19 protein-coding genes are annotated in these 23,048 nt (G+C 64.5%); 14 read left to right on the top strand and 5 right to left on the bottom strand.

All coding sequences use genetic code 11. The features are described from left to right. The first annotated feature begins 196 nt into the window (after positions 1–196). Positions 197–2,539 carry a glycosyltransferase family 2 protein gene (locus tag QA635_RS27735; protein ID WP_283062605.1) on the top strand — a complete coding sequence of 781 codons (2,343 nt, stop codon included), beginning with the start codon at positions 197–199 and terminating at the stop codon, positions 2,537–2,539. Here the strand turns inward: QA635_RS27735 and QA635_RS27730 are convergent. Both QA635_RS27730 and QA635_RS27725 read right to left on the bottom strand, forming a co-directional pair. Further along, a complete protein-coding gene (locus QA635_RS27730) occupies positions 2,480–5,035 on the bottom strand; it encodes a glycosyltransferase (protein WP_283062604.1) in 2,556 nt (851 codons plus the stop codon). The two genes, QA635_RS27735 and QA635_RS27730, sit on opposite strands and share 60 nt — an antisense overlap. Before the next feature lie 25 nt (positions 5,036–5,060). Continuing rightward, positions 5,061–5,984, bottom strand: coding sequence for a hypothetical protein (locus QA635_RS27725; protein WP_283062602.1), 924 nt, complete (start codon positions 5,982–5,984; stop codon positions 5,061–5,063). A 194-nt stretch (positions 5,985–6,178) separates the two neighbouring features. Between QA635_RS27725 and QA635_RS27720 the strand changes: the two genes are divergently transcribed. The 5 genes from QA635_RS27720 (at position 6,179) to galE (ending at position 10,493) form a co-directional block, all read left to right on the top strand. Continuing rightward, a complete protein-coding gene (locus QA635_RS27720; RefSeq protein WP_057020241.1) occupies positions 6,179–7,414 on the top strand; it encodes a glycosyltransferase family 4 protein in 1,236 nt (411 codons plus the stop codon). A 15-nt stretch (positions 7,415–7,429) separates the two neighbouring features. Beyond that, positions 7,430–8,092, top strand: coding sequence for a ParA family protein (locus tag QA635_RS27715; protein WP_028345280.1), 663 nt, complete (start codon positions 7,430–7,432; stop codon positions 8,090–8,092). 219 nt (positions 8,093–8,311) lie between these two features. Beyond that, on the top strand, positions 8,312–8,941 hold the full coding sequence (locus QA635_RS27710) for a transglutaminase-like cysteine peptidase (RefSeq protein WP_283062600.1): 630 nt from the start codon (positions 8,312–8,314) through the stop codon (positions 8,939–8,941). 126 nt (positions 8,942–9,067) lie between these two features. Further along, positions 9,068–9,358 carry a hypothetical protein gene (locus QA635_RS27705; RefSeq protein ID WP_283062598.1) on the top strand — a complete coding sequence of 97 codons (291 nt, stop codon included), beginning with the start codon at positions 9,068–9,070 and terminating at the stop codon, positions 9,356–9,358. Positions 9,359–9,497: 139 nt separating this feature from the next. Beyond that, entirely contained in the window at positions 9,498–10,493 is a 996-nt protein-coding gene (galE, locus tag QA635_RS27700) for a UDP-glucose 4-epimerase GalE (protein WP_283062597.1), read from the top strand. A 16-nt stretch (positions 10,494–10,509) separates the two neighbouring features. Here the strand turns inward: galE and QA635_RS27695 are convergent, their stop codons facing one another. Next, positions 10,510–11,496 carry a UbiA family prenyltransferase gene (locus QA635_RS27695; protein WP_283062596.1) on the bottom strand — a complete coding sequence of 329 codons (987 nt, stop codon included), beginning with the start codon at positions 11,494–11,496 and terminating at the stop codon, positions 10,510–10,512. Between the two features lie 36 nt (positions 11,497–11,532). Beyond that, on the bottom strand, positions 11,533–13,101 hold the full coding sequence (locus QA635_RS27690; protein ID WP_283062595.1) for a hypothetical protein: 1,569 nt from the start codon (positions 13,099–13,101) through the stop codon (positions 11,533–11,535). A 126-nt stretch (positions 13,102–13,227) separates the two neighbouring features. Between QA635_RS27690 and QA635_RS27685 the strand changes: the two genes are divergently transcribed. Both QA635_RS27685 and QA635_RS27680 read left to right on the top strand, forming a co-directional pair. After that, on the top strand, positions 13,228–14,385 hold the full coding sequence (locus QA635_RS27685; RefSeq protein WP_283062593.1) for a hypothetical protein: 1,158 nt from the start codon (positions 13,228–13,230) through the stop codon (positions 14,383–14,385). After that, on the top strand, positions 14,382–14,615 hold the full coding sequence (locus tag QA635_RS27680) for a hypothetical protein (protein WP_283062591.1): 234 nt from the start codon (positions 14,382–14,384) through the stop codon (positions 14,613–14,615). The genes QA635_RS27685 and QA635_RS27680 overlap by 4 nt, the downstream gene beginning before the upstream one ends. A gap of 18 nt (positions 14,616–14,633) precedes the next feature. Here the strand turns inward: QA635_RS27680 and QA635_RS27675 are convergent, their stop codons facing one another. Beyond that, a complete protein-coding gene (locus QA635_RS27675; RefSeq protein ID WP_176936750.1) occupies positions 14,634–14,993 on the bottom strand; it encodes a VanZ family protein in 360 nt (119 codons plus the stop codon). 411 nt (positions 14,994–15,404) lie between these two features. Here QA635_RS27675 and QA635_RS27670 point away from each other — a divergent pair, with 411 nt between their 5' ends. From QA635_RS27670 to QA635_RS27645, 6 genes are all read left to right on the top strand, one after another. Beyond that, entirely contained in the window at positions 15,405–16,067 is a 663-nt protein-coding gene (locus QA635_RS27670) for a response regulator transcription factor (RefSeq protein WP_016841655.1), read from the top strand. Between the two features lie 216 nt (positions 16,068–16,283). Continuing rightward, positions 16,284–17,660 (top strand): sensor histidine kinase, encoded by a 1,377-nt coding sequence (locus tag QA635_RS27665; RefSeq protein WP_283062588.1) that lies wholly within the window; start codon positions 16,284–16,286, stop codon positions 17,658–17,660. Positions 17,661–17,914: 254 nt separating this feature from the next. Continuing rightward, on the top strand, positions 17,915–18,379 hold the full coding sequence (locus tag QA635_RS27660; protein WP_167350174.1) for a (2Fe-2S)-binding protein: 465 nt from the start codon (positions 17,915–17,917) through the stop codon (positions 18,377–18,379). 1 nt (position 18,380) lies between these two features. After that, positions 18,381–20,630, top strand: coding sequence for a xanthine dehydrogenase family protein molybdopterin-binding subunit (locus tag QA635_RS27655; RefSeq protein ID WP_283062583.1), 2,250 nt, complete (start codon positions 18,381–18,383; stop codon positions 20,628–20,630). A 23-nt stretch (positions 20,631–20,653) separates the two neighbouring features. After that, complete coding sequence (locus QA635_RS27650) at positions 20,654–21,271, top strand: hypothetical protein (RefSeq protein WP_283062581.1); 618 nt, start codon at positions 20,654–20,656, stop codon at positions 21,269–21,271. A gap of 374 nt (positions 21,272–21,645) precedes the next feature. Next, positions 21,646–23,040 (top strand): hypothetical protein, encoded by a 1,395-nt coding sequence (locus tag QA635_RS27645; RefSeq protein WP_283062580.1) that lies wholly within the window; start codon positions 21,646–21,648, stop codon positions 23,038–23,040. Positions 23,041–23,048 lie beyond the last annotated feature (8 nt).

Genomic DNA, 23,048 nt, shown 5'->3' with positions numbered 1-23,048 from the left:
AGCACTAGCACAATTGGCGCCGACAACGCCAAGTTTTATAACGCATAGTTTGTGTTGGAGGTCGGCGGCTTTTTGTGCAAACGGTGATCGCCCCAGTGCAGCTGAGCGCCCGCTAGTCACCTCGGGCGCACCATGGACACATTCTCAACTTGAAATCGACCGACATTCGAGCTGCCGTTTGAGGGTGGACATGAGCATGAAGACGATTGGCAAGCAGAAGCCCTCAGGAGCCGAATACGCGTCGTTGCAAACGCGGTTCTCCAGATCCGATCGCACGGCGTTTTCCGGGTTCGTCTATGATCGCGCCGATCTCGGCCGACGTTACACCGTCGACCTGCTCGTCGACGGCGAGCCATACATGTCATCATTGTGTGACGAGTTTGTAACGGAGCTTGCCGACGCCGGGATCGGCGACGCTCGATTTGGCTTTACCTTCAACGTGCAGGATCAGGTCAGCGCGAACGCCGGGATCATTGAGGCAAGGCTGGCGAATATCGGCACTCCCGTCGGTGCTCCGATTCGCTGCGATGTCGCTGCGCCGGAAGCGCGATGGCACCGGATCGGCGATATCGAGTGGGTCGGAGGTCTGCGCTTCGAAGGCTGGCTTGCTCAGGACATCGACGAGGACATCGAAATCCTGATCGCGCAACGCCCGGTGATGACCGTGAAGCCGACCGGGTGGACCAACGTTGCGCGGGGCGGCGAGTTCGGCGTCGGCCGCCGGATCGATTTTCATCTGCCCGAGCATTTTGCGGACGGTCGCATGCGTGGACTATCCGCGCGGACGATTTCGGGACGGAGCCTGATCTCGGAGCCGATTTCCTTCGTCGCTTTCGATCGCGGATTGGAGCAAACGCTCGCGGATCTCGGGCGCTGGGATAGCGAGCGGCTTCGTGGAGAGCTGTTCGACCGGGTGCTGCCGGCCTCGATGCCGTTTCACGCCTACCGCGGCTGGAAAGAGCGCTTCTCGCCGACGACACAATCTGAACAGTCTGACATCGCATCCGAGGCGGCAGTCGTCCTGATCGGCGATGTCAGGGTGGACGAGAGCATCGAAAGCCTCGAAGCCCAACGGCACTCCGCCTGGTCGGCGGTGTCCCTGCCGGCGCGAGCGTTCAGTCAATTCGACCCGAAGGCAGCGCGCGAGTTTGTCGACGGCGATGCCGCCGGCAGTGCGTTCTTTGTGTTTTGTCTGAGCGGAACGATCCTCGCGGAAGACGCCTTGCAGCGCTTCGCCGACCTCTTCGCGTCCGAACCCGGCTGCGATCTCGTCTATGGCGACGTCGAGGTCGCTGCAGGCGCCGGCGCAGTCTGGCCGCTGGCGTTCTCCGCATTCGATCTCGAACGCGCGCTCGAGCAGGGCTATGGGGCGTATTGTTTTGCAGTGCGCCGGGAGCGTGCCGTGGAAGCGCTGCGATCGGCGACGTCGCTCTACGACATCTTCCTTTGCTGCGCGGAGCCGGATCGAACCTATCATCTTCCGGGATCGGTTGCGGCGTTGCCGCGGATCGATGCATCCGCCGCCACCGCCGAACTGGTCGCCGCGAGCAAGGCCTATTTTGCCAGGGCCGGCATCGAGGCCAATGTCGAGCCGCGGAAAGCGGGTCTTCTTCCGGCCGTTCAGGTCAAGCGCGCCGTCGATTGGAGCGAGCGCACCACCATCATCATCCCGACCAGAAATCGCGCCGAGCTGCTCAAGCGATGCATCGAGACGGTCATGCCGGCGGCAAATGAGACGAACGCCCGGATCCTTGTCGTCGACAACAGCTCGGCCGAGCCGGAAACGCTGGACTATCTGGACAGCCTGTCCGCGCAGGAAATCGACGTCATCTCGGTCGAGGGGCCCTTCAACTTCGCATTCATCAACAACGCCGCCGTCGCTTGCGTCGATACGGAGAACATCTGTTTTCTCAACAATGACGTCGAGGCGCTCGACGACAGTTGGTTGGCGGAGATGCTGTGGCGGCTCGCGGCTCCCGATGTCGGAGCCGTCGGTGCAAAGCTGCTCTGGCCGAGCAGCGTCGTGCAGCACGGCGGAGTGGTGCTGGGGGCCAATTTCTCGGCCGCGCACGCCTTCAACGACCGGATGGATGGTGATCCCGGCTATGGCGATTTGCTTCAGGTGGCGCACGAATGTTCGGCGGTGACGGGGGCGTGCCTCCTGATGCGCAAGCGCGATTTCGTGGCCGTCGGCGGCATGGACGAGATCCGCTTTCCGATCAGCTTCAACGATATCGATTTGTGCCTGAAGCTGCGCCAGCTCGGAAAGCGGATCGTGTTCACGCCGGATGCGAAACTCGTTCATCTGGAGTCGGCAAGCCGCGGCCGCGATTCCGCGCCGGATCGCAGGGCACGCTTCAGGCGCGAGCTGTCGATCCTGCGCGCGAAATGGGGAGAGGTGCTGCTCGACGATCCTTATTACAGCCCGCTGCTGGGGCTGGATTCGACGCCGTTCTCCTCGCTTGCATGGCCGCCGCGATCATGGAAGCCGCGCGCCAACCTGCCGCCGGTGTCGACCGCTCCTCCGATCGGGTTGTAGCAGGACGTCATCGACCGCCCAGTCGCGTACGGCAGCAATCGTTGCATCGGCATCAAAGCCTGGCTGCAGCTGCAGGTCCGTGCTTCGGCCGCGCCCCGGAGGCGTCGGGCTCCATTCCGTCGCGGCGATCGGCAGGCCGGTTGCCAGCAGCGCGTCCACCAGCGGATGGCCAAACGATGGTTCGCCGATGTCGAGAACCAATTTGGTGATGCCGTGACCTTCGATGAGCGTGGCGACGTCGTCGACGACAATATCGCCGGTGACGACGACATTGGTGCGCTGCATCAGCTTGAGATCGTCGAGGGTACTCCCCAGCACGATGATCTCGACGTCTTCGTCGGCGTCGGCCAGTTGATCGCTCAACGCTCGTATGAAGCGAAATTCCGTGGCGCTGGCGTGCAGGACCGGCAGGCCGAGACGCGCGGGGCCGCTCACGGCGGGATACAGCGCCGGCGGCGCGGGCGGGTCGCTCAGCCTCACGGCTTGCAGGCCGAGAACGGCTTCCGAAAAGGCTGCGCCGTCGCCACCGATCGCAGTCACGCGCCGCGCCCCGGCGACAAGGCTTGTCCAATCCGGATGAACGCCTGATCCAACCGCCGCGCGCGTTGCAAGCGCGGTGTCGGTGATCAGGAGGTCGTAGGCAAAGTGTTGCGTGAGCTGCGCCAGACATGCGCCGGGAATGCGGTTTGGCTCTGCGATCTCGAGCGATCGGATTCCGAGATCGGCGAGAGACTTCAGAAGAGCTTCGCGGCCCTCAGGCGTCGCAACGTCGAGTGCGATCGACTGCGGCGCTCCGCCATCCGGATCGAACATCGCAGCCAGCTGGCGTTGTCCCTCGGAGCGGATCTGCACGACCACACCGTGCTGATCCTCTGCCGCCAACTGCCGGCAGCGCCTGATGGCAATTGCGCGACCGGCGAACGAGCCGCAGAGGACGACGGATGGGCCGGCGGCGACCTGCTGGTTCGTGAGCAGCTTGAGCTCAAGCGCGGCCCGGCAATCGCGGAGTGGATCGGCAATCAGGAATGCGGCGCAGTCCGTCGCATAGCGCCGGTAACGGTGTTCGAGAACGCGAAGATTTCGCATCACGAGCGAACGCTTCTCGCCCAGAAACGAGCGCGAGCCCTCGTGCCCGACGAAAACCGAAGGAATGCACACGTTGCGGAAGCCGGCCTCCGCTGCGCGCAGGCAGAAGTCGACGTCTTCGAGATAGCCGCGATAGAAGTCGTCGGAGAGCTCGCACACGGCGTCGAGGCATTCGCGGGTAATGTAGAGGCAGAACCCGATGCCGTTGGGGATGTCGATCGCAATCCCGGAATTTGCCCTGCCTGCAAGTTCGTCCAGCAATTCGATTTCCCCGGGCGGGGGCAGGGGATTTGACCGGTTCGGGATTGGAAAGCTGGTGTATTCGCCGTTGTTCGACAGCGGGGTCGCCGTGCCTACCCGCGGCGTCGCTTGCACGGCGCTGCGCAGGCGTTGCAGCGCGTATTTCGGCACGATCGTGTCCGAGTTCAGCAGCACGACGTCGCCGGCGCCGGTCTCGCCGAGCGCCCGGTTGACCGCGCCGACAAAGCCGAGATTGTGCTCGTTGGTCAGGAGCCTGATGCGGAATTCGGCGGCGAACTCGTTGAGCAGGCGCTTGATGTCGGGCTCGGGCGACGCATCATCCACGACGACGATGGTCGAGCCCGGCGTGCAGGCGAGCGCATTCAACGCGCTGTCGATGCAGGCTCGCGTTGCGGCCAGATCCCGGTATACCGGGATGATGATGGTGAGCGGAGGAGGTTCGCCGTTTCGAAGGCGAGCCGGCCGGCGTGGTGCGGTCCGATGATCCGGAACGCGGTTGGCCGGGAGTTGAACACTTGCGATCACCCGGTCCGCCTGCGTGATCTGCAGGCGCTGCGAGGTCGCGGATGCGGGCCGGATCAGACGGAAGCTCGCAGCCTGTCGCCCGTCACGCGCGAATCTGTGGCGTGGATCGGGGGGAAGCTGGATCGTGCTGGATTGATCCGCCTGCGCCAGCGAAAGGTGCGGGTCGTCCGGCCCGCGCCACGTCACCCATCCCTTCACCTCTTCATCGAGAAAGTCGATGCGGGCGCAGCTGTCCTGGCCGCTCTGTTCGAGCAGAAGGAGGGCGCTCCTGACCGAATCCGGATCGTCATCACGCCGCGTGACGCTTCGCGCCGCCTCGATCTGCTGAAGGTCGTCGCCCCAAGCCATCATTCGCCGGGCTGCGACCAGATCGTCCGGCTCGAGCTCGAGCGCCCTCGCAACGCTGGCGATGGCCGCATCCCTGAGATCGAGATGAAACAGCGCTTCTGCGCGCAGCAGATGGGCGCGGGCGCCCGGATGCGGCAGGATCCGGCAGCGGCGGTCGGCGAGCGCGAACGCCAGGCGGAAATCACGCGCCTCGAGCGCCCCGACAGCGGCCCGCTCAAGATCGACGTGGTGGAGCGTTTTGGACGTAAAGGCGATCCTGCGCGCGTCGGCGGTCAAGTGGCGCCCTTATCTGCCCGCATGGTCAGCCTGCCGTCTTGACGGCGCCCTGCCGGCTCCGGAACACGCGCACCCGTCCCTCGAGGCGTGGTTCCTCGTGGCGCGGCATCGGAGTGGCGGGCTCGACCCGCCTCGGCTGCTGGGGCGCGAGAGGGGCTGCCTGCACCCGGCGCTCCTCAAGATTGAGCTTGAGGCCCACCAGCGGTTCCCGTCCCGAAGGACCCGACACCACGATCCGGTTCCCGGTGACCCGCAGGGCCGGAGCCCCCAGGAAGATGGTTTCAGCCGCGATGGCGTAACGATCCGCGCCGGGACCCGTGGCCTCCAGCGAGAACCCGGTGATGGCCAATGCGCGTCCCCGGGTTCCGGCAAAGGTTCCGAGAGGAACGAACTGGTTGTCGCCCCGCTGCGGCCTGGCGAATTTGACGGCATATTGCAGCTGGAGATCGCGCGGCTTGTTGGGCCATTCGAGCGAAATTCCCTCGATCCGCGCCGGAGCGGACGGTCCGGCAATCCAGACATTCGAGCCGACCGTCACGTCGCCCAGACCCGCGACATGGGCGAGCAGCTTGAGGTCGCTCAACTCGCCGGGGCCATCCTCCGGCTCGAACATGTCGAACGGCTGGCTGGCCGGCTGCTCGGCCGGCTGTCCCTGGGTCAGCGGCTCGATCTTGATATTGGCGGCGGTCGACCCGCCGGCGCGCCCCGCCGTGACCTCGACGATCAAGCGGCTCGGCCGGGCGACCGACACGACCAGCGCGGTCTCGGGCGCAAACAGGGTTCCATTGACCACGTCCGGCCCGGTAATGATATTACAATTGTTAAGACTGGCGCGATCCGCGTATACGCGCACCACCGGAGGTGACACCTTATCATCTGCGCCATTGTATCGAACAAGGAAGAGACCCCGTGCCAGATCAATGGTTTTCTGCTGAATCTGTTCGTTCATTGTCGCCTGCGAGCCTAACGGAATGGATTGGTAAGTCTCCCGCAGTGTGCCCCAAAAATCTGTGTGATAGAAGGGGTCTTAATGTTAATCCGGTAAGATAGTTTCGCTCGCCAATCGATGACATACCGCCGGTGATGATGCAGACCCTGACCCCAATCGAAGACCGCGCGGCCGGGGGGCGCGCTCGCCCGCCAATGAACGTCCTGTTCGTCCACAATAACTTTCCGGCCCAGTACCGCCACATTGCGCGCGCGCTCGCAGAGCAGCCCGGCAACAGGGTCGTTGCCGTCGGTTCGTCGACCGCCAGCACGACGCCGGATATCCGGCTGCTCAAATATTCGACGACCAAGACGGATTCCGCGGTCGTCCATCCGTTTGCCCGGCGCTTCGATGTCGAATCGCGGCGTGCCGAAGAGGTTCTGTACGCGCTGTCATCGCTGTCGGGGCAGGGCTTCGTGCCCGACCTGATCTTCGCGCATCCCGGTTGGGGCGAGACGCTGCCGCTGCGCACGATGTTTCCGCGCGCGCGGATCATCCTCTATTGCGAATTCTACTACGGTGCCGAGGGCAGGGACGTCGGCTTCGATCCCGAGTTTCCCATGACGGGCCTCGATGGCAATGTCGCACTCCATCTGAAGAATGCAACCACGCTGCTGGCGCTAACGGAATGCGATACGGGCGTCTCGCCGACGCCATGGCAGAGGTCGACCTTTCCCGCCGAGTTTCAGAGCAAGATCGAGGTGATCCACGAGGGCGTCGACACCGACGAGGTGAAGCCCAATCCCGTCGCGCGGTTTCAGCTTCCGAACGGCGCGACACTGTCGGCGGACGACGAAGTGATCACCTACGTCTCGCGCAACCTCGAGCCGGTGCGCGGATTCCATATCTTCATGCGGTCGCTGCCGAGGATCCTCGCCGCGCGGCCGAATGCGCAGGTTGTGATCGTCGGCGGCAGCGGGACATCCTACGGCGCGAACCCACCCAAGGGCTCGAGCTGGAAGTCGATGTTCCTCGACGAGATCAAGTCGGACATCGACCTGCGCCGGGTGCATTTCCTCGGCCGGATTCCTCGGGAACCGTATCTCGAGCTGCTGCAGATTTCCTCGGTGCACGTCTATCTGACCTATCCCTTCGTGCTGTCCTGGTCGCTGCTGGAGGCGATGAGCGCGGGATGTGCGGTGGTGGCATCCGACACCGCCCCGCTTCGCGATATCATCTCGGACGGGAACGGCCTGCTGGTGCCGTTTTTTGATATTGATGCGCTGTCGGATCAGGTACTCTCGGTGCTGTCACGGCCCAAGGCCTTCAAGAAGATGCGGATGAAGGCGCGCAGCTTCGTGCGGGACAATTACGACGCAAAGCGGGTCTGTCTGCCCCGGATGCTGACGCTCGTTGATGAAGGTGTCCTCCCGCGCACGTATGGGGGATAACGCCAGGAGTTTGCGATGCCGCTTGTCATCTCGGTTGCCCAGCGCAAGGGCGGGGTCGGAAAGACGACCCTTGCGGTCTTGCTCGCCGCAGAACTGGATCGGCGCACGGGCGTGGTCGGACTGGTCGACGCCGACTCGCAGGCGTCCGCGTGTCACTGGGCCGAGCCCGGCAATCTGTCGTTCCCCGTCTACCAGCTTGATCCGGAGACCCGGCCGGTCGCCGAATGGGCCAAGCTGATGCGCCAGATCCCGCATCAGATCATCGTGGTGGACTCCGCGCCGAACGATCGGGTGCTGGGAGCCGTGCTCGCGGTCGCCAATATCGTGCTGATGCCGTGCACGCCGTCCGGCCTTGACATCGAGGCCACCGCGCGGACGCTCGACATCGTGCGGGAAGTGCGTGCCACGCGGCGAACGGCGCTCCGTGCCATGATCGTGCCGAACCGCGTCGACCAGCGCACGCTCGAAGGCCAGCAGCTGATCGAGGAGCTGGATACGCTCGACGAGGAGATCGGGCCGATGATCGGCAGCCGCTCGGCCTATGTGCGCGCCGTCGCCTTGGGGCAATCGGTCGCCGATTTCGCCGGCGGCACACCCGCGGATCTCGAGATCAAGATGCTCGCCGATCTCGTGATGAGCTGGTGCGGGATCGCGCCCAGGCAGCGGGTGGCGATTTAACAGAGCGCGCCGGCGGCTTCACGACAGGCCAACCATGCCGGCATGGGAACGAAAGAGTTCGGGCCGCAACCGGCCCTTGACCTGACGGCGGCGCCCCGCAGGCTTGGTTAACGGATTGCTCGCGCGCACCCTCGCATTTGAAACAAATGCCGCCGCGCGCTTGAGCCCAAGCTCAAGACATTTCCCGTACATGCTTCCCGTCACTGTGGGGAGTGAAGAATGTACAACGTCAAGAGAGTGATGGCCCTGGCTCTGGCCGTCCTTGCGCTCGGGACAAGCGCACAGAACACCCAGGCTGGAATGGTCGGCTTCCCGCTGCCGCTGCGCGGCGTAATCGAGAAGATCCGCTTCAGCGAGCCGACGCTGGCGCCGATGGCCTACACCATGTTCTGCATGCGCTATGCCGACGAGTGCAAGCCGAAAGCCCGCGCCCGGATGGTGTTCCGCGGCGGCGCCACGCGCCTGACCAAGCAGCGCATCGCCGACCTGATCGAGGTCAACGCTTCGGTCAATCGCAGCATCGCGCCGCAGCGCAACGAACGCGGCCTTGCCGGCGAGGAATGGTTGATCAATCCGGCGCGCGGCGATTGCAACGATTATGCGGTCAGCAAGCGCCACGAGTTCCTGGCTCGCGGCTGGCCGATGCGCGACCTTCTGCTGAGCGAGGTTGTGACTTCCTCCGGCGAGCACCATCTCGTGCTGGTGGTCCGCGCCAAGGGTGGAGACATCGTGCTTGACAATCTGAATGCGCAGATCCGCAGCTGGTCGCAGGCGCGTTATCGTTGGGTCAGGATGCAGACCCCCGCGAACCCCGATCACTGGGCCGCCGTCGCGCAGGCCGGCGCCTGAATTCCTGAACGAGCCCCATCGATCGAAAATGGCGCGGCGAGACATTTCGCCGCGCCATCTTTTGCATCGGCGACGATCGCTAGCGCGCTGCGGCGACATTGCCGGAACGATTGGAGGCATCAACGGTTGACCCTGATCCAACCCCATCGAGGCATCGACATGAAGCTGGCCGGCCTTGTCACAACAGCGGCGCTGGTCGTCGCCCTAGCCACGCCGGTGCTTGCACAGGGCACCGGGCAGACCACGCAGGGCACAACGCGCTATTCGATCGATGGACCGGGCGGCGGTGTTCCGACATCGCGGCCGCAGGCGACCCGGCCGGTCCCGCCGGCAACACCGGCTTACCCGTATGGCAGAGCGTCGCGGCACGCGCCGCCGGTCGGGCAACGGACCAACGTGCCGCTCGGGTCGCGCTAACCGTCCCTTGGGCTGCAAATCCGTTCGGTCTTAACGCTATTCCCATCGTCATTTTGCCGCCTCGGATGGAATGTCGTACCGATGCGATCACTGCGCCGGTTGAGGCGCGGGATTGGTTCGCGCAGGGCGACATTTTCAAATGGCGAGCAGGGGTTCGATCCTCATCACGGGTGGCGCGGGATACATCGGGTCCCATTGCGCCAAGGCGGTTGCCGAGGCCGGGTTTCTGCCGGTCGTCTACGACAATTTGTCCACCGGTCACCGTGATTTCGTGCGATGGGGGCCGCTCGTGATCGGCGACGTCGCCGACCACGACAAGATCGCCGCTACCATCCGCGAGCACAATGCGCTCGCCGTGATGCATTTCGCGGCGTTCAGTGCGGTCGGCGAGTCCGTGGCGGATCCGCAGAAGTATTTCACCAATAACGTTGCCGGCACGCTCGGCCTGCTGCGCGGCATGCGGGAGGCGGCCTGCGACCGCCTGGTGTTTTCCAGCACCGGCGCGGTCTACGGCAACGCCGGACGCGATCCAATTCCCGAGAGTGCCGCAGGTCCGACCGTCAATCCCTACGGCCGTTCCAAGTTCATGATCGAGCAGATCCTGGCCGACTACCGCGCGGCCTATCGGTTCAACTCGGTCTGCCTGCGCTATTTCAATGCCTGCGGCGCCGACGCGTCCGTCACCATCGGCGAACTTCGCGATCCCGAGACGCATTTGATTCCGCGCGCGCTGATGGCGTTGCTGGGGCACGTGCCGGACTTTGCGATCTTCGGCGAAGATTATGACACGCCTGACGGCACCGCGGTGCGCGACTACATCCATGTCGATGATCTCGCGAGCGCCCATATCGCGGCGCTCGAGCTGCTGCTGAAGGGCGACGCCGGCGGCGTGTTCAATCTCGGCACCGGCACCGGCTATTCGGTGCGCCAGGTGCTCGACGCGATCCGCGCCGAGACCGGTGAAGCGGTGCCGAGCGTGGTGCGCGAGCGCCGGGCCGGCGATCCGCCGATCCTGGTGGCCGATCCCTCCAGGTCGGAGCGCGGCCTCGGCTTCAAGGCCAACCGGTCCGATCTCGGCTACATCATTCGCTCGGCCTGGGCCTGGCATCAGAAGGCGCATCCGCGCCGGCGGTAGCCCCGCCGCGGGGGCCTCAGTTCAATGTGATGTAGTGCTGTTCGGCCAGCCGCGAGAGGAACGGCATGTCGACAAGGCTTGCCACCAGGAAGACGGCGACCAGCGCCAGCACGAGCAGCATCAGGCCGCGCTCGCCATAGAGCTTCTCGGGCTTCTGCGCCGACGACCCCGGCGACGTCGACATCGAGAAGTAGGTGGTGAACAGCATCACCACCAGCGGCATCGCCAGGACATACTCGATCCGGTACTTCACCAGGAACACCGAGAGGAAGAACACCGAGAACAGCGAATAGCTGAGGCACGAGGCCGTCAGCGACACCTCGGTATAGTGCGCGAAGCTCGCGCGGTAGCGCGCCAGCAACTCCCTGCCATGGGACGCGGCAATCTCGCGATATTCGGACAGCCGCTTGGCCGCCATCAGGAACGCGCCGCCAAACCAGTAGCACAGGATCACCGAGCCCGGCGGCAGCGAGGTCGGGTCGATCATCGCCCAGCCGATCAACAGCCGCAGCGGATTGTTGACGGACTCCGAGATGACGTCGAAATAGGCCTTGTCCTTGCTGCGGAGCGGCGGGACATTGTAGACGATGCCCTGCAAGGCGAAGATGCCGGTCGCGAACAGCATCAGGCGGCTGCTCGCGGATGCGCAGACGAGGCCGAGCGCGACCAGCAGCAGCCACTCGATTCCGATGATCTTGCCGTCCATCGCGCTCTGGACCGCGGAGCGCTGCGATTTGGTCGGATGATGCCGATCGAAGTCGCGGTCGAACCATTCATTGATGACATAATTGGCCGACGCGATGCAGATCGCGGCCACGAGGCCGAGGACGATCGCGCTTGCAATATGCTCGCCTCTCGGGCCGCGCAACAGCCAGGCAAGGACAATCCCGGGAACGATGAAGATGTGCTTGGTGCTGTGATCGAGCCGCAGGATAGCGAGATACTGCCGGATGCTTGCGGCCGGTGGCTTGCCGGCTTCGACCTTGCTGTCCATCAGCGCCATCGCGCGGTCCTTTTTCTGTCGTCGTTGATCGATCGCCTAGTTGAGAAGGTAGACGTCGAAACTCTCGTCGGTCTTGGCGGGGCCGAAGCGGCGGAGCATCGTGGTCGCTTCGCGGAAATCGCGGATCTGCGCCGCTGAGGCACGGAACGTCCGCCAGTCCTTGCCTTCGTCGTAGTTCCGGTCGGGCGTGATCTCGTCGAGCCGGTAGGCCAGCAGGATGATGATGGGCGTGCGGCTCGTGTCGCGAAGCTCGCGGGCGAGGCGCAGGGTCTCGCCGAGATCGCTGTCCATCTTGCCCTTGCGCGAGAAGATCACGACGCTGCCGAATTTGTGGTCGCGCGCCAGATAGGTTCGGTTCTTGACGTAGTAGGGCAGCGCCTCGACCAGCCATTCCGGCTCGCCGAGGATCACTGCATTGGTGAGATCGGCGCGCGAGGCGATCAGGCGGCCGAGATCGGCGCTGCGGCTCGCGACCACGCCGGTCACCGCGTTGCGCAAATCGTTGATGCCGGCGGCGGTCTGGATCGCCAGCACCAGCAGCAGCGCCCCGCGTCCGATCGCCGGCAAGCGCCGGTCGAGCCATGCGCGAGAGCCGGATGGCGCGGTGACCCGGCTCCAGCCGATCCAGTAAAGCGCGATCAGGAAGCTCAGCCAGACCGCGGCATGTCGGTAGGCGCCGTTGGCGGCGACGGCGAAGAACAACGACGTCAGCAGCAGGGCGGCGATGGCGGCGAGAAAGGCCGGTCGCCGCGGCAAAAGCCCGAGCGTCGCGCCGAACAGCAGCGCCGATCCCGCGATCCCCGGCAGCAGATTGGCAAACAGCGCGCCCAGCGACGTCGCGCCGGGGTTCACCAGCGCAAGGATCGCGGCCGCCAGCGGTGACTCGTGCGACCAGTCCCGGGCCGCGGCGTCATTATAGGTCGGCAGCATCGTCACCGCGCAGATCACGACGCCAATCGTCGCGATCGTTGCATTGATCGCGAAATTGGTGAGTTGCGGCGACCAGCGCCAGCCATCGGTCTCGAGCAGGTCGAGCAGCCAGAACAGCAGGAATGCGCCGGCCATGATCGCGCCGACGACGTTGGTGTTGGCGAGCAGGAACAGCAGCGCGCCGAGCAGCAGACCGCGATCGCGGTGGGCCCGATAGCAGGCCGCGATCGCGAACAGGAACAGGGCCGAGATGCCGTAGTTCCTGGCCATCACGACATATTCAAACAACAGCGCATGGCCCGTGATCAGCAGCAGGACCAACGGCCGCGGGAATGGCGACCGGAAGATCAGCAGTGCGACCGTGATGAGCCCGACCACGAAGGCGACGGCGGGCAGCACCTCGACCCGATCGAATACGGCATGCGCGCCGCGCAGCAGAAGGTACCAGAGGGCAGGGTGGCCCTCGCCATGCAACCCTCTCAGCATGGCGACCGGATCGTCGCCGTTCAGGGCAATGGTGAGCGCCCGGACTTCGTCGCGCCACATCACGTGACGGCCGATCTGGAAGCCGACCAGCGCGATCCATCCCGCGAGGAGCAGGATGTCCGGCCAGGATCGGCGGTCCCGCTTGGGCGCGAACAACCACTGGTCCGGGATGGGCAGAGAACGGGTCAATGAATCCTGCTGCTGCTCGGATCGGGACGGTCAAACCGTGGCGTCATCGGCCGGCACGGTGGTTTGTGTTAACAGTAAAATCCACATAGAATGTTGTAACATTATGGGCAAACCAGACTAACATTTATGACGCCGACGCCGGCCCAGAGAACGGTCAGGGACATCGGTCCTGCGCACCCCGAGGTGGAGTTCGCGCTGGTGCTGGCGCGAACCATCGATTCCGTGAGCGCCGACCCGCAGCAGCTGCGCAGCGCGGTCTACGAGCTCGCACGGCAGAAGCTGCAGCAGCTCGCGCACGAGGATCCGGCGGAAAAGCAGCGTCTGATGCAGGCGCTGGAAGTGGCGATCGAAGGCGTCGAAGCGCACACCAAGAGCAACGTGATCGAGAAATTCGAGGTGCCGCCGGCCAGGGCGCTGCCCGCATTCCTGGAAGCGGCGGGTGCGGCACGGCGGATCGAGGCATCGCCCCGGATCGATGCCGAGGCGGCCTTTGTCACGACGCTCGATCGCGTCGAGCCTGCCGCGGTGGCGCGCGGACCGCGATGGTCGTCGTCGGCGCCGCTGCGTTACGTTGTCATGCTGGCGTTCTTCGGGCTGATCGCGGCCGTTGTCCTGCTGCAGCAACGCGGCGTGTCATTGGCCGCGGCCCGCGCGATGATTGCCGGCACGCTGGCATCGGCGCCGCCCGAAGCCCAAAGGCCGGCGGTGGTCGCGGCCGTGCCGGCGCCGGCCGCTGCGGCCGAGCCGCCGGCGCCGAGACGGCCATTGCCGACCGCCTACGGCGTCTACGCCGAGAGCGACGGCAAGCTCTACGAGTTGCAGCTGATCCAGGGGCGTGCGCCGGATCCGCGGGTGGCGATCTCGGCGGCGATCACCAGGCCGAGCGAGACCACGCTGCCGGACGGACATCTCCGCTTCATTGTGTTCCGGCGCGAGGGTGCCGGCGGCGCCTCCGATCCGATCGATGTACGTCTGATCGCGCATGTGAGCCAGCAGACCACGTTCGACGCGACCGGCAAGCCGGTGGTCTCGCCGGGCGACGACAGCTGGGTGATCCGCAACATCTCGATCCCGTTCCGCGCGGCGCCGCTCAAGGACGATCCGCAGATGTTCGAGATCCTGCCGCGCGACGACGCGCCGCTGGCGCCGGGACGCTACGCGCTGATCCTGAAGGCGCAGGCCTACGATTTCACCGTCGAGGGCGCGGTGACCGACAAGCGGCATTGCCTGCAGCGGCTGGCGGCTGCGAATGGCGTGTTCTACTCGGAATGCGAGAAACCGTGAGCGGGATATCCGTCCGGTTCAGCGTCGTGCTGGCGCTCCTGCTGGCATCGCGTGCCGCCGTCGCCGCACCCGCTGCCGAGACCGCAAAGCGCTGCCTGCGCGCGGCCTACATGGTCTACCCCTACAAGCGACCGGGGGCCGTGCCGATGAATGGCGATCGGCTGCATTTCTTTCAGCAATGCATGGCGCGAGACGACACGAAATCGGCGGAAGCGACGAAGCGCGATTGAGCGCAATGCGCCGGCCGCTCAGTTCGCGGACTGCTCCACGCCCGACCTCAGCCGGCCGAGCTGGTTGCGCAGCACGAGCAGCATGAAGCGACCGACGCCGATGCCGACGAGACCTCCCGCCACCTTGACGATCGCGTCGATCAGGCGGCCGTGACGGTCCGGTGTCAGGAATTGCATCGCTTCGAGCGTGAACGCGCTGAAGATGACAAGGAGCACGATCAGCGCGGTGCGCCGCGGGTAGCCCAGCACGAAGGCCAGCGCCATCACGGCGAAAGCAGCGAAATGCTCGATCTGTGGATGGAATAGCGAGGGACGGTCCTGGATCGGGGACAGTGTCACGAAGGCGATGAACGCAAGCGCAAGCCAGCCTGCAATCACGCCGAACCTCCGTATCTTTGAAACAAGCAACGCGTTCTTCCCGGTCCATATGCGCTGGGCGCGCCGCGGTTGAATTAGCGCATCGCCGGTGTCAGCGACATGAAAATGGTCGTCGAAGGTTAACTTGCCGGTCGACTGCAAATGACCCGACATGTTGTCCGCGCTCCGGTCCGCCGGAAGGTTGCCAGCAACAATCGCTTTCAAGTTTAGGTATTAAAATACCTTAGACTGAAACCCAATCTCACTTCGCGCGCATCTCATGTAGGGAACCAGGGGTGCTTGCGCGGGTTCCCGGGATGGTGCACCTGACGAAAAAATTAGCGGCGCCTTGCGGGTCCATTCATAAGCCGTTCACGGCCGGAAGCCTCATTTGGTGCCGGAATGTCGTAATGCTCACTCTCGGAGGCCAAAGTGCGTCTGCTCGTCGTTGAGGATGATCCGGATCTGAACCGCCAGCTCACCACCGCGCTGACGGACGCCGGCTATGTGGTCGATCGCGCGTTCGACGGCGAGGAGGGGCATTTCCTTGGTGATAGCGAGCCGTACGACGCGGTGGTGCTGGACATCGGCCTGCCGAAAATGGACGGTATCTCGGTGCTCGAGGCCTGGCGGCGGAACAAGCGGGTGATGCCGGTGCTGATCCTCACCGCACGTGATCGCTGGAGCGACAAGGTTCAGGGCTTCGACGCCGGCGCCGACGACTATGTCGCCAAGCCCTTCCACCTCGAGGAGGTGCTGGCGCGGATCCGCGCGCTGCTGCGCCGCGCGACCGGGCATGCCCAGGTCGAACTGAACTGCGGGCCGGTGGCGTTGAACACCCGCACCAAGCGGGTCACCGTCAACGGCAATCCGATCAAGCTGACCTCGCACGAGTACAATCTGCTCGACTATCTGATGCACCACACCGGGCGGGTGGTCTCGCGCACCGAACTGGTCGAGCATCTCTACGACCAGGACTTCGACCGCGACTCCAACACGATCGAGGTGTTCGTCGGGCGCATTCGCAAGAAGCTGGAAGTCGATATCATCCAGACCGTTCGCGGCCTCGGCTACATGCTGTCGCCGCCGACCTAAACCATTTTCGAGCGAAATGGATGCCGGTTCGTTCGCGTGAAGAAAGCGCGGACCAAACAACGGGATAAGAGCATGTCCTATTCAATCGGATCATGCTCTTAAGGTGCTTGATCGCGATGCGGGCATTGGCATGATCCGCGCCAGGAGGACTGGATTCGCCATGTCTGAACTCGCCTTGTCGCGGCCCGCTGACGTGATGTTCGAGCTCGTGCCCTGATGGGCGGCACCTCACTCGCGACACGCCTGTTCGTCTCGGCGACCGCCTGGGTGGTGGTGATCCTGGCGATCACGGGCGTCATCCTGTCGTCGGTCTATCGCGACGCGACCGAGCGCGCCTTCGACCGGCGGCTCAATCTCTATCTGCGCACCCTGATCGCCGAGGTGGCGACGCCGGACGAGCCGGCGGACCGCCAGTTTCAGTCGCTCGGCGAGCCGCTGTTCGACCTGCCATTGTCGGGCTGGTACTGGCAGATCACCCGGACTGATACCGAGAAGGGCGAGACCCGCGCCTCGCGCTCGCTGTGGGACAAGAAATTGCCCAAGCTCGAGGAGCACGGCGCCGAGCTGACCGCCGCCGGGGTCCGGCTCGGCTATGTCGACGGGCCCGAAGGCCAGAGCCTGCGTGTGGTGGAGCGGCCGGTCGATCTCGGCGCCGACGGCAAGTTCCTGGTCAGCGTCGCCGGCGATGCCACCGAGATCTTCGATGAGACGCGCAGCTTCGACTATTATCTCGGCGGCACCTTCGCCGCGCTCGGCATTGTGCTGCTGCTGACCACGATCTTCCAGGTGCGCTACGGCCTTGCGCCGCTCAAGCGCATTTCGGATGCGATTGCCGACATCCGCTCCGGCCGCGCCGAGCGGCTGGAGGGCCGGTTTCCAGTCGAGATCGCACCGCTGGCGCGCGAGACCAATGCGCTGATCGATGCCAACCGGGAGATCGTCGAGCGCTCGCGCACCCATGTCGGCAATCTCGCCCATGCGATCAAGACGCCGCTGTCGGTGATCGTGAACGAGGCGGCCGCGCATACCGCCGATCCTTTCGCCAGCAAGGTGCTGGAGCAGGCCGATCTGATGCGGGACCAGGTCGCGCACCATCTTGAGCGCGCGCGGATCGCCGCCCGTGCCACCATCGTCAGCACCATCACCGACGTCGCACCCGTGATCGAGGCGCTGCGCCGGACCATGGAGAAGATCCATCGCGATCGCGATCTTTCGATCGAGGCAAAGGCCGATCCGGCGGCACGGTTTCGCGGCGAGCGGCAGGATCTGGAGGAGATGGTCGGCAATCTCGTCGACAACGCCTGCAAATGGGCGGCTTCGCAGGTGTTCGTCGAGGTGACCGTGGTCCCGCCCGAGGCCTCGGGCGCCGGGCCGAGGCTGCGCATTGTGGTCGACGACGACGGGCGCGGCCTGTCGGAAGCCGAGCGTGCCCAGGTGTCGCGGCGCGGCCAGCGGCTCGACGAGTCAAAACCCGGCTCCGGTCTCGGCCTGTCGATCGTAACCGATCTCGCCGGCCTCTACGGCGGCAATCTCGCCCTGAACAACGCGCCGATCGGCGGCCTGCGCGCCGAGCTCACGCTGCCGGCGGTGTAGTCATACGGACCGCCGCGCAGCAGCGAGCCGATGGATGGGTGTGCAATTGCTAGTCACCGTGAGCTCATGGCGAGGAAGTTGCTCGCCCGCTGAACGGTCCGTGACCGGTCTCGTCTAAGCGTACGCCTTGTGCTGCCTCACACATTGTCGGGCGCGACGTGATGGCACATGGCTGCCCAATCAGTGTGCTTGGCAGTGTAACGAGCGTCGGTTACCGTTTCATCTTTGTCAGGGCTGAAGCCTGCGAGGACACCATGATTGAGCTCACGGTCAATGGGACCAAGCACCAGGTCGACGTTGTCCCCGAGATGCCTTTGCTGTGGGTGCTGCGCGACGAACTCGGGATCACAAGCCCCAAATACGGCTGCGGAGTTGCGCAATGTGGCGCCTGCACCGTCCAGATCGATGGCATGGCGGTCCGATCTTGCCAGGCGCATATCGGCGAGATTGCAGGCAAGTCGGTCGTCACACTCGAAGGGTTGGAAAAGCGGGACCAACATCCCGTTCTGCAGGCCTGGATCGAACATCAAGTTCCGCAGTGCGGTTACTGTCAGACCGGCCAAATCATGCAGGCTATCTCGCTGCTTGATCTGATCGCGCAGCCGACCGACGAAGATATCAACGAGGTGATGTCCGGCAATCTCTGCCGTTGCGGGACCTATCCGCGTATTCGGGCTGCAATCCACGCGGCGGCCGCGAAGAAGATGGCGGAGAAGTGAGATGGCACCTCAGCATTATTCGCGCCGCGCATTCGTTTTTGGCTCCGCCGCGGTAGCCGGCGGCATCGCCTTCGGCCTGTACAGCGATGCTGTGCAAGCCGCGACGGCGAGTGACAATCCGTTGACCGCCGGCCTCGAACCGAATTCCGTCACCTTCAACCCTTGGGTCGAAATCAGCCCAACGAAAATCACACTCATTGCGCAACATGCCGACATCGGCCAGGGCGTCGGCTCGGTGCAACCGATCATGATCGCCGAAGAGATGGATCTGGATCCTGGCCAGTTCGAGATCCGGTTCGCCGGCCCCAGTCCTGCATACTTCAACACCGGTTTTGCAGACGAGTTCGCGCCGTTCGTGGCCGCCGACCAAAGCCCGGCCGCCGAAGAAGCGCGCGCTGCCACGCTCGAATATCTTAGAAAAGCCGGTCTGCAAATGACTGGCGGCTCAAGTACGATTCCGGACACCTATCAAAAGCTACGGGTCGCCGGCGCGGTCGCGCGCGAGACGCTGAAGGCCGCCGCAGCCAAACGTGCGGGTGTTGCCGTCGCCGACCTCCGCACACAGTCCGGCCATGTGATCTTGCCGGACGGGAAGAAGATTGCCTATCTCGAACTCGCGGCAGATGCCGCGAAGATAGCGCCCGTGATCGATGCAAAGCCGCGCGATCCGTCACAATGGCGGTTCCTGGGCAAGCCCATGACACGTCTCGATGTTCGCTCGAAGGTTATGGGCGAGCTGAAATTCGGCATCGATATGAGGATGGACGGCATGCTCTATGCCTCCGTCAAGCTGAACCCCAACAAGGGGCAGCCGCTGAAATCGTATGACGCTAGCAAGGCGCGCGCGATGCCGGGGGTCAAGAAGATCCTCGAAATCAAAAATGGCGTTGCGGTGATTGCCACGAATAGCTGGTATGCGATGAAGGCAGTCGCCGCGATCGATTGCGAGTGGGCGCCCTCAGTGTATCCTGCCGAGCAGGCCGACCATTGGAAGGTACTGGAAACTTCGTTCAAGCCCGAATTCCTCGGCAAGGAGTGGCGCAAGATCGGCGATATCGAGGCCGGGCTGAAGACCGGCACGCGCGTCGAGGCCGAATATCGCGCACCCTATCTGGCGCATCAGCCGCTCGAGCCTCTCAACGGAATCGGGCTTGTCTCCGACAAGGGGATGGAAATCTGGGTCGGTCATCAGAGCCCGCAATTCGTGCAGAATATCGCGGCGGGTGCGATCGGCCTGAAGCCGGAACAGGTCACCTTCCACAATCAATGGACGGGCGGAAGCTTCGGGCACCGTCTCGAGTATGAGAACGTTCGCGTCTTGGCAGAGATCGCAAACCAGATGCGCGGCACGCCGATCAAGCTCGTCTTCTCGCGCGAAGAGGATTTTCTCCAGGACATTCCGCGGCAGATTGCAATCGCCAGGCACAAAGGCAGCGTTGACAACGGCAAGATCGTTGCCGTCGATCTGCAACTGGCCTCGACGACTCCGCTCAAGGGACTGCTCGAGCGCTCGGGCATCCCGTCGAAGGATCCCGACGGGCAGTTGGCCGCGGGTCTGTGGAACGTTTATTACGACATCCCCAATTTCCGGGGCACGAGCTACGAGGCGCAAGGATTGTCGCCGAGCACCACATGGCGATCGGTCGGCGCTTCAACCGCGGGCTTCTTCACCGAGAGCTTCATCGACGAGCTGATCCACGCCGCGGGCCTCGATCCCATGAAGGCGCGCATCGCGATGTGCAATGTGCCGACGTACCGGAAGGTGCTGGAGACGGTCGCGGAGATGTCGGATTGGAAAGGACCGCTCGGAAACGGCCGAGGCCGCGGCGTCGCCTTTGTCGAGGCTTTCGGCACGCCGACTGCGGAAGTAGTCGAAGTGACGAAGACGGACAGAGGCATCAGGATCGATAAGGTGTGGGTCGCCGTCGATGTCGGCAAGGTCGTCGATCCCGTCAATTTCGAGAACCAGGTGCAGGGCGGCGTCATCTGGGGGCTTGGCCATGCCATCAACTGCGAACTCACTTACGCAAAGGGCGCGGTGCAGCAGACCAATTACAATCATCACGAAGCGATGCGAATCTACCAGTGTCCCGTGATCGAAGTCCGCGGGCTTGAGAACGATCCTAAAGTGAGGGGCGTCGGAGAGCCGCCGGTCCCGCCGGCCGCACCCGCGCTCGCAAACGCGATCTTCGCGGCGACCGGACAGCGCATCCGCGAAATGCCGTTCAACAAGTTCATCGATTTCGTGTGAGGCGGGCCATGAAGAGATCTCTGATGATGCTCGCTCTTGCCGCTTCGGCAACGGCTGTCCTGACCGGAATTGTTGCAGCCAAGGACGAAGCCAACAAGGATGCCTTGCCGGCCGGCAGTGTAAGCCGCACCGACGGGTTGGAGGCCTGGAAACGCATTGAGGCTGTCGTGACACATCCGCGATGTGCGAATTGTCACGTCGATGCCAAGGCCATTCCGATCTGGACGCCGGCAGGTGAATCCAGGCCTCGCGTCCACGGCATGAACGTCCACGGCGGCGACAGTCGCATTGGCGCCGAGAAGATCGCCTGCGCGACCTGTCACATGACTTCGACCCAGGCTAACGAGCCGGCACCGTCGCCGCCTCGCGCCGGCATCGACTGGCAACTCGCCCCCGTCGAATTCATTTGGTTCGGCAAGAGTGGCGCGGAGATCTGCGCGCAGCTTAGGGACCCCAAACGCAACGGTGGCCGCGACGCCGTTGGTCTGCTCGAGCATCTCAGGCACGATGCATCGCTCGACGGCTTCATCCCGCGCGGGTGGGCACCCGGGGCGGGCCGTACGACCCCGCCGGGGACATTTGAGGATCACGTTAAGGACGTGGCTATCTGGGGCGCCGCCGGACAACCATGTCCGGATTGACGCCTGCGTCGCGATAGCGCTGGGAAGCCACGGCTGCTGCACGACCTCCCGCCATCGATCATCCTGTCCATCGGCGATCGGCCCATGGCGTCTCTGTCCGTTTAGCTGTGCGCATAAGTTGCGAGCGGATCAGCGGCGCAACCGCTTTCGCCACCCAGCACAAGGTCGGCGATCCCTGCTGAGATCGGACAGGGGATGGAATTAGGCGCTTGGCGATTTCCTCAATCATTTCAATCGTGCCTTGTGTGCGTTAGGAACTCTAAGCTATTGATCCGTCAAATTATTCAGATAACGCCTTCTTAACGGGCCCGCCGCTATCATTGCGGGCGGACGGGCTGCGGCGCTTGCCGGGCACCAAGCTTTCACGACCGGGCATGAGCCAGAAATCGACCGAGCGGCTGAGGGATTATCTCGCGCAGCTTCCGCCGCAATCGCAGGCGCTGCTGATGCGGGAGCTGGAGCGCGCCGTCGAACGCGGCGATGACGTCGCCGTCGCCAATCTGGTGCTGGAGCAGCTGCGCAAGGTCGTGCGCGGGGCCGAGGAGGACGAGCAGATCCAGCCGCGCAGCGACGACCCGGCACGGCTCCTGTTCCGGCCGCTCGAGCCGTTCCTCGCCGAGACCAATTTCCCGACGCGAGCGGGCCAGATCCGGCGCGCCTCGCTGCTGCCGATCTGGCAGTGGCTGGCGCGCGAGGGCGCGCCCGAGGCGGCTCGCGCGTTCGAGGCGGCGTTGGCCGCGGCCACGGAGAGCGGTCCGATGGAGACTGCCGCGCGCAAGTTCCAGCTTGCGGCCGCGGACGCCATCCTCAAGATCGCGGCGCCGAGTCAGGACGACCGCCAGCGCGCGCTGTCGCGCGTCGGCCCGCCAAACGTTGTCGAGGACCTGCTGCCGATCGGCCTCGTTCTGCAGGCCCGCGAAGCGCTGGAAACCCTGGGAAGCCGGCTGCCGAGCCAGATCCGGGTATTTGCCGACTCCCAGATCGCCTCCGCGACGGAGGCGCTCAAGCTGCCGTCGCTGCAGACGCCGCAGCTATTGCCCTTCGCGCTGTCACTGATCGCGCAGCGGCTCGCCGCGCCATGGCAGATCGTCCGTCTTGCCATCAAGATGGCGGCCTCGGACGATGAGCTCCGCGTCGCGGCAACGCCGTATGGCATCGCGGTCACCATCGCGCTGCATGATTTGTCGTTCGTCGCGGCCTGCCTGCGCACCGACATCAGGCGCGGGCATTTCGATTATGTCGGCGAGCAGCTCAAGACCCTGCATGACGGCGTCCGCGGCCTGCGCACCGAGCTTGATCTGCGCAACGATTCCACCTGGGGCCGCCAGCTCACCTCGGTGCGCGCCGATACCTCCAATGCGCTGCAATCGGAGATCGACAGCGTGCCGGGCCGGGTCCGCCGCATCCTGCGCCAGCGCGCCGACAAGGACATTACGGCAGGCGCCAAGATCGATATGTCCGAGGTCGAGGACGCCGCCGCCCTGATCGATTTCGTCGCGGTGTGCCGGACCTACGCCAGCGAGCTCGCCATCAACGAGGTGACGCTGCGGACCTTCTCCGACCTGCAACATTATGTCGAGCAGTCGACCGAAGGACTGGTGCAGTCGCTGCGCGGCGGCGACGCGCGGGTCCGGGCCTTCCGCCAGCAGCAGGTCAAGGCCGCGATCCGCTTCTGCGAGGTGCTGTTCGGCCACGACTACGCCTCGCTGATGAACCGGGCCGCCGAAAACGCCGTCACCGGCGAGCGGAAGTCGTCGCGCGCGGGGTAGCGAGAGTG

Source organism: Bradyrhizobium brasilense (genome assembly GCF_029714345.1).
In the GTDB taxonomy this organism is placed as follows: Bacteria; Pseudomonadota; Alphaproteobacteria; order Rhizobiales; family Xanthobacteraceae; genus Bradyrhizobium; species Bradyrhizobium australafricanum.
The sequence above is the reverse complement of the archived record's forward strand: the minus strand, read 5'-3'. Positions and strand labels throughout refer to the sequence as shown.